The organism is Rodentibacter trehalosifermentans (assembly GCF_002000545.1).
Taxonomy (GTDB): Bacteria; Pseudomonadota; Gammaproteobacteria; order Enterobacterales; family Pasteurellaceae; genus Rodentibacter; species Rodentibacter trehalosifermentans.
The window spans coordinates 47,789-54,107 of sequence record NZ_MLHL01000056.1 but is presented as its reverse complement, the minus strand read 5'-3'; the positions used below and the strand labels follow the sequence as shown (position 1 = coordinate 54,107).

The following is a 6,319-nucleotide window of genomic DNA, read 5'->3' as shown; positions in this document are numbered from 1 at the left end:
TCTTTGCCGAATTAGACCGAAAATCGGATGAATATCGTAATAGTTTGATTAATGCACAATATGTCATAGCGAATAAAGATTTATACAATCGGGTAAATCGCGGGGATAAAAACTATGCGACAACGACGGCGGATTATGTATTAAGTTCAGCGATAAGAGAAGGAAAATCTTATTATCAGCAAGCGGGTAAAGAAACCGTCAGCCAAGTTTATGGTAATGCTAGGGCTGAGGTAAACCGTTATCGTGAACTTGAGCAATATCACGCCAATCAGGAGAGTGATAAAGACGGGCAGCTGGCGAGAAAATACCGATATCAAGCAAATAACCTCTCAAGCTCCCTTTCTCAAAACTATCAAAGCGGCACAGGGTTGTTTAGTTTGGGTGAGCTTTATGCCAACAAGGAGCCGTTGGCTAAAACGATGTTTGAGACAATTGCAGAGAGTGGGTATGCGGTAGGGGTTGGTGGCACAGCGAAGGCTGGAACAATATTAAATTATGCTGAAACCAAACTACCGAAAGGCATAAATGCAAATGAAGCACTGCCGGTTGTTGGTAAAACGACAGGGTATGAAAATCAAACCACAAGGATTTCGGCAGGGGCAGAAAATATAGCGTTGTATCCCAAATTAAAAGAGGATTTAGCAAAGCAGCAACAAGCTGGCTTTGAAAAAGTTATCAAAGACTTAAGTAAAAAACCTGAAGGTAGTGTTTTGCTGATATCTGATTATCGTCAGCAGTTGGCTGAGGCTAGAGCTACTTTACCATCTAGTCTACAAGGGAAAGGAAATGCAGCAGTAGCTCAAATTAATATTGAAGGATTAGCGACTAAAACATTAGCTGGACATAGTCAAATAACAGAGGCCCAAGGTGTTTTTGTTGGAGAGGGAAAAACGAAATTCACATCTTTAAGTTTACCTAATAAGAAAGGGTTTTTAATAGATAGAAAGGTAGATTCTGAGTATAAGATACTATCCAATCTAGCCGATCAACTAGGATCAAATAGACAAGCAAAAGGTAATGTAACAATCTTTACTGAGCGCCCTGCTTGCCTAAGTTGTTTGAGGGTGGTCGATCAATTTAGTAAAAGTTATCCAAATATTAAGGTCAATGTTTTTGATAATAATGGGAAACAGGTTAAACTCAATGGAGAAAAATAATGAAAGAACGAATTAAATACAACATATTAAAACAATGGTTCTTTGAAGATGCCTATATTTGGTGTCAAAGAAAATTTGAAGAAGGAAAAATAAGGAATTGGCATAAAGGATTTAATGAATGGGGGGGGGCTTTAGATAGCTTTGATGGTCACTTTGATTTACCAATAGAAAGATTAATGCTAAATGTAATTTTCATTATAACTAATGGTGCAAGACACCTATTAAGTCATCAGATAGTATTTAATGAAATACAAGATATTTTGCGTAATCATAATTTTGATGATTTAGTTGCTGATCTAGGTGAAGAAGAAAAAAAAGATTTTCTTTATGATTTAAATTTGGTTCTAAATAATAGAGAAATTGAAGAATAACGATTTAAAACGAAAATAAATTACCACTAATAGGAAGTGAAAAGCATCAGTGCCGGCATTTCAACAGATATGGCACAAAATGCGAAAAACGATGTTTGAGACAATTGCGGAGAGTGGGTAGGGCTTATTTGCAAGCCCAGTATAGTTATGTTGATTTAGTAGATACAGGCGTTAATGGCGCAAGAAACTATGTACGTCACTCGCTAAAATCAATGGGTGAGCAACCTGTGGGAAGCGTGTTAAAAGGTGTTGCAACCTCAGCAGGTGTTAAAGCAGGGGTTGAAGCATATGATTATGCAAATGGAAAACCATTAACACTTGATAATCTAAAAAATTCAGGTGTGAATGTGGTTTATTCGGGCGGTTTAGCCTCTACAACTGCCGGAATTCCGATAATCCCAGCAACAGGTTTAGGCGTTATGGGAGATTGGGCTAAGGATGGAAAATATGATGTTGTTAAAACAACTGGAGGAACTTTAATTGGTAATGTTTTCGATAGTAAATTAGGTAATAACCCTTATGCACCTAGTTACAGGAAAAATACAATTAGTTCCATCAACGGTACATAATCCAACAGGACATATTGGCTGGGAAGGCATGAAAAAAGGTAAATAAAAGAGGTTAAAGATGAAAGGTTTTAATAGAGAAAATTCTTCCATTTTGGGATTTATAACTTTGTGTAAAGCAATGAAATCAATAACTGATGATGAATTTAAGCAGTTTTTTTATTCATTAATAAATGATTCTGATTTGGAAGAATTACCTTATTTTATTTGGGATTCAGTAGATCTTCGTGATTCAGATATGTCTGATATTTATAATATGGTTGGATTTGTTCCGAGTAGCAATCTTAATGATGATGAAATAAATGCTATTTATGGTATTACAGTTAAGAGATTTGGTTCTATCTTTGACATGCTAATTTCTAATGAGGAAGCACTGGATGCACTAGAAAGAAATCCACATATATTGGAACGTTTTAAAAGAGAATTTCCATTTATAAAACTAGATTTTGATGTATCTACAACAAAAGGGCTTGCTGAAATCCACGTACGCACGAATTAATTTTTCCGCGTGTGAAACTGTGTTTCACACAGGCTACGGTTGATTGAGAAGTTTAAGGCTTTAGAGAGATCTAAAAGATAAAGTGGAAGCCTATGTCGGTAAGGGTTATTTAAAAGGATAAGTGATTAAGAGAAAGAAAAAGCACCGATAAAATCGATGCTTTAAAATCTGGTTGCGGGGGTCGGATTTGAACCGACGGCCTTCGGGTTATGAGCCCGACGAGCTACCAAGCTGCTCCACCCCGCGTCTGACGTTGTGCACTATACGCTATTCAAAAAATTTTGCAAGCTTTCAACAAAAATTTATTGTGTGTTTGTTGTTAAAATGAACAGAATATTTATCAATTAGTGCGCTTAATTTTATCTAATAGGCTAGTTTTTATATAAAAAATACCTGTATTTGACGGCATTTTCTCAGAAACAGGTATTTATATAAGGATCAATCGGTTCTAAATAGCCAAACGAACTAGAATTTCATATTTAAACTTACAAAATAGTTTCGTCCTGGAGCTGCATAGCGAGCAATACTTCCATACTGACTTTCTGCGTGTACTGAGTTAGTCGAGCTACGACGAACGGATTCCCAAGTGCTATATTGTTTGTTTAAAAGATTATATATACCGGCATTAACCGTTATATTTTTTCCTATTTTATAATAGCCTAGCAAATCTATTGTTTTCCAAGATTTCGTTTCTATATGAGTCACCTTAAACTTGTTGTTTGGATGATTTGGATCTTTTGCAAGGAATCTTGTTGTGGCTAATTCGTTAGCATCTTTTGCTTTCGAGTAGGTCATAATCAGAGAACTTCCCCATTTTTCAGAAGGTGCATCATAATTAAGTCCGACAATAACACGAGCAGGTTGTATTGCATCAAATGGATAGAGTGTACCATGTATGAGATTATCGTCTATTCTCGTTGCTTTTTTAGGTTTAGATTTCTCATAGGTGATATTTGCGCTAAAACCCGATGGGATCATCTGCATTATTGAGTGAAGATCAAAGTATCCTTGAACGCCATATCCCTCAATCGTTGCATTAGAGAAATTGTAGTCTTGCCTAATTGATGATTTTCTCTCTGTTGCACGACTTATTAGATTTTCATAACGACTAATAAATTTATTGGCTTCTACATATCCCCAATCACCTTTAAACCCTATACTCACTTCACGATGAGTCGATGTTTCGGGTTTTAAATGATCAGTTGGTCTTTTCCCATGAGGTGACCAGCCATAAACTTCTTGACTACTTGGATTTCTAAACCCTGTAGAATAGTGATAGGCGATATGAATTTGCTCAATGGGTTTGAACATAACATTAAATTTATAGGTGGTATTGTCATATTCTCTTGAAACCAAAAATGTTTTATCCCCTGAGACGAAGTTACGATCTCGAAGGAAACCACCGCCAATATCCAGATATTTTCCAAAAGAGAGCTGATTGTACAAACTGAAATATTTATTTTTTCCTTTAAGTTTGAAAGAACAGCGTCTATCTTTGCTACATATATCGGCTCTCATGAGATCTCGTGAATCTACTCGTCCTAGATGATGGGGAATATAAATTTCATATCGTCCCCCATTTTTATTTGGTCTCAGTTCATTTTCTAGCCCGCCATATCGCATGACATAGGCGTGGTGATTCTGTGTAACCTGATAACGAGTAGCACCAGCGGTCATATTTATGCGGTAAGTTATTGGTTCAAACTGAAAAGTCTTATCATATTTTAGACCTAAATGTGAACGTTTTTCTTGATAGAATACATTGTCTAGATCTTCTGATGAGCCAGGTTTATCTCGACTTGCACGACAATTTTTATCTGCCACTGGATATTTACTACAACTCAAGGTACGATAATCCGAATCAATACTGATTTTTTGTAGATCCAAATTAAACTCAAGTTTATCTGCCCATTTATTTTTAGGTTCAATAATATAATAGAGGCTTTGACGTTGTTTACGATGTTCTTCGGTACTAAAACGAGTTTTTGTATAAGCCAAAGGTGCATACGGACCCATCGCTATATCGTCAAGATAGGCTCCCCCGCTACCGGGATGTGGGATCTGATTTACAAAATCTCTTATAGTCTGATCATATTCTCTTTTTAACTCATCATACGCTTTCCACGCTTTATCTTCCGGGGTATTTACTCCTGATTTATCGTATTCTTTCTTTTTTTCACGGAATTCAATTAATTTTTTCTTATATTCATCAAAGGCCTTGTAGTATCCATCCCAATCATATCCTTCCGGACAATCTTTGCAGTAAAAACCATCACCTGTAGGCGCTCTAGGGTATTTAGGTCTAGGATCCGGAACTGAAGGTGGCGGAGGTGGAACATAATAGTAAGCACGTTCCTTCATATCTCTAGTAGCGTAACGCTGTTTTGTATCCTCAAAGATTCCTCCGAGCAATTGGTTTGGCGCAATTTCATATTCAAGGCGTGCCAAATAAGAATAGGTTTTGCTTTTTAGCGGATCCGGTGCCTCTCTATCTGGACCTGTATAATCTTTGGCTGAAACCATTTCTGTTGGATGCACCATTTGCTTAAGTTGTTTGAGTTCTTCAGGGGTAAATTCTCTCCCTTTATTGGAATCTTTATAGTCGTCCATAGCGCTTTTTAAATCGTGAAACTTGGTAAAACGAGAGAAATAAAAAGGCTCTGTACAGGTTTCACATTTATAGAATATGCCGTTAGGATTCACTTCGTTTGGTGTTGAGGTGTCAAGTCGATATTTATCAACGTATACGCCTAAACGACGAAGTTCTACTTTTTTATTCATTACATCATTGTGAATTTTTGTTTCTTTGCCGTTACGATTGGTGTATTGAAAGAGTCCTTTTAAATTCCCGACATTAAATGCAGTCCCTAATGATTGCATGAATTGGCTGTTTTTACTGCTGTAAGCCGTTTTACTTGTTAGCGCAAACTTTTCTCCTTCGGATAAAATGTCATCTACGCTTTTCGTTTTAAAGTTAACTGAGCCACCCAGGGCACCATTGCGGGCTAGGAATGATTGGCTACCCTTATCAATTTCAACGCTAGAGATATTTTCGAGTTCTACCTCATTTCTTGCTCCACTTCCGACCGGTTCATAAAAATCACTGATATTCGTGGTGTGGGATTGTAGCTGTGGCATACCATCAACAGTGATAGCCACTCTATTTTTGTCAACGCCTCGTATTGCAAAGCCTGATGTTCCACCTCTGTTTTGTTCAACAACAGAAATACCGGCATCGTAACGAATAAGATCTCGGATGTCATTGACTTGCTGTTTTTCTAACTGTTCGGTGGTTTTAACAGTTTTTGAATTATTTGAGAGCTCACCGATATCAGCTTTAACGGTAATTTCTTCTAATTGCTCTATATCATTTTCTTGAGGATTAGCGAGAGCGAAGGGAATAAATATTGTTGGGCTCAGGAAAACAGCCTTGATGATGACAATTTTTTTGTTATGTCGGATATATTGATGAAATAATGGCATTTACCGTGTCTCCTTAAATGTCATATTTAAATAAAAATAAAGGGTTAATGTTAGCTTTTCCACGAACTACGGCGTATTTGTTCTGTTAAAGTTATGTTAAAGCCTAATGAGTATATTTAAAATGATAATAGTTATCAATATTAAATTTGAGATTTAAGAATATTGATGAGAAGTGGAGGAATAGATTGGGTAAATAATGCTAGTGGTTTTATATAATTTTTGATAGCGTATGCAACCCTATAA

6 protein-coding genes and 1 tRNA gene are annotated in these 6,319 nt (G+C 36.5%); 5 read left to right on the top strand and 2 right to left on the bottom strand.

Features of this window, described 5'->3' with window-relative positions; translation table 11 throughout:
- From BKK52_RS13910 to BKK52_RS09915, 5 genes are all read left to right on the top strand, one after another.
- The coding region (locus BKK52_RS13910; RefSeq protein WP_244160239.1) for a deaminase domain-containing protein at positions 1–1,157 on the top strand (1,157 nt) is incomplete at its 5' end.
- Positions 1,157–1,528 (top strand): hypothetical protein, encoded by a 372-nt coding sequence (locus tag BKK52_RS09925; RefSeq protein ID WP_077474448.1) that lies wholly within the window; start codon positions 1,157–1,159, stop codon positions 1,526–1,528. The genes BKK52_RS13910 and BKK52_RS09925, both read left to right, overlap by 1 nt.
- A 128-nt stretch (positions 1,529–1,656) precedes the next feature.
- Positions 1,657–2,097, top strand: a complete 441-nt coding sequence (locus BKK52_RS09920) for a hypothetical protein (RefSeq protein WP_131826468.1) — start codon at positions 1,657–1,659, stop codon at positions 2,095–2,097.
- Positions 2,069–2,143, top strand: a complete 75-nt coding sequence (locus BKK52_RS14240) for an HNH endonuclease (RefSeq protein ID WP_423227667.1) — start codon at positions 2,069–2,071, stop codon at positions 2,141–2,143. Before BKK52_RS09920 ends, BKK52_RS14240 begins: the two co-directional genes overlap by 29 nt.
- A 12-nt stretch (positions 2,144–2,155) precedes the next feature.
- On the top strand, positions 2,156–2,593 hold the full coding sequence (locus BKK52_RS09915; protein ID WP_077474446.1) for a hypothetical protein: 438 nt from the start codon (positions 2,156–2,158) through the stop codon (positions 2,591–2,593).
- Positions 2,594–2,762: 169 nt separating this feature from the next.
- Here the strand turns inward: BKK52_RS09915 and BKK52_RS09910 are convergent.
- Both BKK52_RS09910 and BKK52_RS09905 read right to left on the bottom strand, forming a co-directional pair.
- Positions 2,763–2,839: transfer RNA gene (locus BKK52_RS09910), tRNA-Met, on the bottom strand.
- 219 nt (positions 2,840–3,058) lie between these two features.
- On the bottom strand, positions 3,059–6,076 hold the full coding sequence (locus BKK52_RS09905) for a TonB-dependent hemoglobin/transferrin/lactoferrin family receptor (RefSeq protein ID WP_077478588.1): 3,018 nt from the start codon (positions 6,074–6,076) through the stop codon (positions 3,059–3,061).
- Positions 6,077–6,319 lie beyond the last annotated feature (243 nt).